Genomic DNA, 4,324 nt, shown 5'->3' with positions numbered 1-4,324 from the left:
GTCCGTGGGACGGCTGGCAGCGGAAAAGAACCTGGACGAGCTGCTGCGTTTCCGGGCGGCCATGGGCGACCAGGCGGTGACGCTGCTGCTGGTGGGGGATGGTCCCTACCGGTCCCAGCTGGAGCGGGAGGCCGCTGAACTGGGACTCCGGGCACCCCAGGTGGTGTTTGCCGGCATGGTGCCGCCCCAGCAGGTGGCGGAGTGGTATCAGCTGGGAGACCTGTTCGTCAGCGCCTCCTCCAGTGAGACTCAGGGACTGACCTATGTGGAGGCCCTGGCCGCAGGGGTCCCGGCGCTGTGCCGGGCGGACCCCTGCCTGGATGGGGTGATCCGGGACGGAGAAAACGGCTGGCAGTTCCGGGATTTTTCAGACTTCATGAAAAAGCTGGACGCGTTCCGCACGCATCCGGAGCAGCGCCAAACGCTCTCCAAGCAGGCAGCCCTGTCTGCAAAAGACTATTCGGCAGAGGAATTCGCCCGCCGGGTGGAGGCCATCTACCTGGCGCAGATCGCCCGCCGGCGCGGGCAGGAGGAGGTATCCGCATGACGAAGTGCGTGGAAAGAACGGCCTTGCAGGCCGTGTCGGTAGCTGGAATGGTGATCTGCCTGCTGGTGGCGCTTTGGGGCTGGCAGTCCGGCATCCTCACCTCCCAGGAGCGGCTGGCGGCATTTGTGGCCAGCTGCGGCGGCGCTGGGGCGCTGCTGTTTGTGGTGTTCCAGGCGGTGCAGGTGGTGATTCCCATCCTGCCCGGCGGACTGGGATGTTTGGCAGGGGTGCTGCTGTTTGGGCCCTGGTGGGGATTTGTGTATAACTATGTGGGCATCTGCGCCGGGTCGCTGATGGCGTTCGGGATCTCCCGCAACTGCGGAAAGCCCCTGCTGCCGCTGCTCTTTTCCCAAAAGACCATCGACAAGTACAGCCGTTGGACGGAGCAGGAAAACCGCTTTGCCCGGCTCTTTGCCCTGGCGATCTTTTTCCCTGTGGCGCCGGATGACTTTTTGTGCTATCTGGCGGGCACCACGAATATGACCTGGCGGCGCTACACTGCCATCATCCTGCTGGGCAAGCCCGCTTCCATCGCCCTGTACAGTCTGGGACTGACCGTGGTGTGGCAGCATGTGACGGCCCTGTTTGCATAAGGAGGAGCCATGCGGATTTATATTTACAACGGCGGAGAGAAGCTGGTGGGCAAAAGCGGCGTGGGACAGGCCATCCGCCACCAGCGGGAGATGCTGCGGCGGGCTGGCATGGCCACTACGGAGCACTGGACCGCAGACGCGGCGGCGATCCATATCAACACCGTTCTGCCGGATTCCCTGCTGGCGGTGCTCTCCGCCCGGCTCCGGGGACGGAAGGTGATCTATTACGGCCACTCCACCATGGAGGATTTCCGCAGTTCCTTCAAAGGCTCCGACCGTTTGGCACCGCTGTTCCGCCAGTGGATCAAGTTCTGCTATGGTCTGGGGGACGTGGTGCTCACGCCCACGGAATACTCCCGGAAACTGCTGGAGAGCTACGGCATGAAAAAGCCGGTGTACAGCATCTCCAACGGAGTGGATACCTCCTTCTTTGCCCCCAGCCGGCAGCGGCGGGAGGCCTTCCGCCGCCGCTGGGGACTGCGGGACGGGGAGCGGGTGGTCATCTCCGTGGGCCACACCATCGCCCGGAAGGGGCTGCCGGAGTTTTTGGAACTGGCCCGGCGGATGCCGGAGGTCCGTTTCCTCTGGTACGGCTGGACAGACCCCCGTCTGCTGCCCCAGTCCATTCAGGACGCCATGGCCCAGGCACCGGACAATGTGGTGTTCCCAGGCTTTGTCGACCGGGAGACCCTGCGGGAGGCATACTGCGGCGCGGATGTGTTTGCCTTTTTGAGCCGGGAGGAGACGGAGGGCATTGTGGTGCTGGAGGCTCTGGCCTGCGGGATTCCCACAGTGCTGCGGGACATCCCTGTGTACGACGGCTGGCTGGAGAGCGGCCGGGAGGTGTACAAGGCGGCGGATGTGGACGGCTTTGAGGCGGCGGTCCGGGGAGTGCTGGACGGCACGCTGCCGGATCTGCGGGAGGCGGCTCTGACCACGGCCCGCTCCCGCAGTCTGGAGACGGTGGGACGCCGGCTACAGGAGATCTACCGCCGGGAGGGCATCCTGCCGGAGCCTGAGCCGGCGGCGGTGCCTGCGGTTTCCCCGCTCCTCTTCGGAAAAAATTCCTTCACAGGTCCGATGTAAAAAATACAGACGCTGCGGCTTCCTCGGCCGCAAAGCTGCGGACAAAAAACGCTCCGGGACGACTTATCCCGGAGCGTTTTTGTGCGGAAAAAGGGAAGATTACTGAGGCAGCGTCTGCACCACGCCCCGGACGCAGTCCACGGCGACCATGGTGCCGTCCCGCAGGCGCTGGGTGGCGCCGGTGGCGCCTACAATCACCGCTTTGTCCAGGGTCAGCCCCACGGTGGCGGCGTGGCTGTTCAGCCCGGACTCCTCGCTGATGACGGCGGCGGCCTGACGGATATAGGTCAAAAGGTCGTTGGTGGTATAGGGGACCACCAGCACGTCGCCGGGATGGAACTTATGGGCCACGTCCTCCGGAGAGCGGCATACGCACAGCGGGCCGGAGGCATTTCTGGAACCAATGCCCACGCCGTTGAGAAGGAATCCGCCCACCAGGTGGACCCGGATCATATTGGTGGTGCCTGCTACGCCTACAGGCACGCCGGCGGTGACCACCACCAGATCGCCCTGCTTGACAAGGCCGCTCTTTTCCGCAGCCTCCACGGCAAATTCGACCAGCTCGTCGGTGTTGTTGGCATAGGGCATCATCAGCGGCACCACGCCGAAGTACAGCGACATTTGACGGCGTACCTGCTCATCCAGCAGGCAGGCGATCACGGTAGTAGCGGGGCGGAACCGGCTGACCATCTGGGCAGTGGTGCCCCGCTGGCTGACGGTGATGACGGCGTCGGCACTGATGTCGGCGGCGGTGGTGCAGGCCGCGTGGGCCGTGGCCGCGGCGATGGACAGCCGGTTAGTGCCCACCAGGCGCTTCATCCGCTTGGTGTAATTGATCTGGCCCTCGGTGCGCACGGCGATGGCGTCCATGGTCCGGACCGCCTCCACCGGGTATTTGCCTGCGGCGGTCTCGCCGGAGAGCATGATGGCGGAGGTGCCGTCATAGATGGCGTTGGCCACGTCGGTGATCTCCGCCCGGGTGGGCCGGGGATGCTCGATCATGGAGTCCAGCATCTGCGTGGCGGTGATGGCGGGCTTGCCGCAGGCGATACACTGGGAGATCATCTGCTTTTGCAGAATGGGAATCTCTGTGAAGTCGATCTCCACGCCCATGTCGCCCCGGGCCACCATGATGCCATCCGCCACGGAGAGGATCTCGGAGAGATTGTCCACGCCCTCCTGATTCTCGATCTTGGCGATGATGCGAATGTTGGAACCCACGCTGTCCAGCAGCCGCCGGATCTCCCGCACGTCGGCGGCAGTACGGACAAAGCTGGCGGCGATAAAGTCAAAGCCCTGCTCGGCACCGAAGAGGATGTCCTCCCGGTCCCGCTGGCTCATGTACGGCATGGACAGCCGCACACCAGGGATATTGACTCCCTTGTTGTTTTTCATGATGCCGTCATTTTCCACCCGGCAGCGGACGGAGGAGTCCGCGGTCTCCAATACGGTCAGGCGGACCAGACCGTCATCCAGCAAAATGGTGTCACCGGCCTTCACATCCTGGGGAAGTTCCGGGTAGGTGACGGCACAGTGGCTCTCATCCCCTGGGATATCCTCCGTGGAGAGAGTGAATTCCTGCCCGGTCTTCAGCGTGACGGAGCCGTTCTGGAAGGTCCGCAGACGGATCTCGGGGCCCTTGGTATCCAGCATGGCGGCCACCGGCAGGTTCAGTTCCTCCCGCAGAGCCTTGAGCTGGTCCAGCCGGCGTTTATGCTCTTCATGGCTGCCATGGGAAAAGTTGAAGCGGGCTACGTTCATGCCGGCTTCCAGCATTTCCCGCAGGACACCCTCCCGGTCTGTGCCGGGGCCCAGTGTGCAGACGATTTTGGTTTTTCTCATTGCAAAGCCACCTTTCAAATCAACGGAAACTCATGCAAATTTTAGTTTATCACACAACCGCGAAATACAAAAGAGCCAGTTTGTAAATTTCTGCGAAATTTGAAACCGTCCCTGCTGCTTTCTGAAGGTACCTGGGAAACGGTATGCCACATTTATTGGATATTTCCATTTTAATAGTATGGCATGGCTTCTTTCTGCCGGAGAGCTACCAACCAGATCTTTTTGTCCTTTTCAAATTGCACAGAGGTAGGACTGA

4 protein-coding genes are annotated in these 4,324 nt (G+C 62.4%); 3 read left to right on the top strand and 1 reads right to left on the bottom strand.

The window, feature by feature from the left end:
* From QZL67_RS00605 to QZL67_RS00595, 3 genes are all read left to right on the top strand, one after another.
* Positions 1-547: glycosyltransferase (locus QZL67_RS00605; RefSeq protein WP_292919579.1), on the top strand; the 547-nt coding region annotated here is incomplete at its 5' end.
* Positions 544-1,140 (top strand): TVP38/TMEM64 family protein, encoded by a 597-nt coding sequence (locus tag QZL67_RS00600; protein ID WP_022288851.1) that lies wholly within the window; start codon positions 544-546, stop codon positions 1,138-1,140. The genes QZL67_RS00605 and QZL67_RS00600, both read left to right, overlap by 4 nt.
* A gap of 9 nt (positions 1,141-1,149) precedes the next feature.
* A complete protein-coding gene (locus tag QZL67_RS00595; protein WP_022288850.1) occupies positions 1,150-2,226 on the top strand; it encodes a glycosyltransferase family 4 protein in 1,077 nt (358 codons plus the stop codon).
* Positions 2,227-2,325: 99 nt separating this feature from the next.
* On the opposite strand, the gene pyk is transcribed toward QZL67_RS00595, so the two are convergent.
* Positions 2,326-4,068, bottom strand: a complete 1,743-nt coding sequence (pyk, locus tag QZL67_RS00590) for a pyruvate kinase (RefSeq protein ID WP_022288849.1) — start codon at positions 4,066-4,068, stop codon at positions 2,326-2,328.
* Positions 4,069-4,324 lie beyond the last annotated feature (256 nt).

It is taken from the genome of Oscillibacter sp. CAG:155 (assembly GCA_000436875.1).
Classification (GTDB): Bacteria; Bacillota; Clostridia; order Oscillospirales; family Oscillospiraceae; genus Oscillibacter.
Note: the sequence above shows the minus strand (reverse complement) of the source record. Positions and strands in the feature narration are given on the sequence as shown.

Bases quoted from the DNA above. Each gene is read 5' to 3' on its own strand.
- QZL67_RS00600 (WP_022288851.1), top strand. From the start codon at position 544: ATGACGAAGTGCGTGGAAAGAACGGCCTTGCAGGCCGTGTCGGTAGCT.
- pyk (WP_022288849.1), bottom strand. From the start codon at position 4,068: ATGAGAAAAACCAAAATCGTCTGCACACTGGGCCCCGGCACAGACCGG.
- QZL67_RS00595 (WP_022288850.1), top strand. From the start codon at position 1,150: ATGCGGATTTATATTTACAACGGCGGAGAGAAGCTGGTGGGCAAAAGC.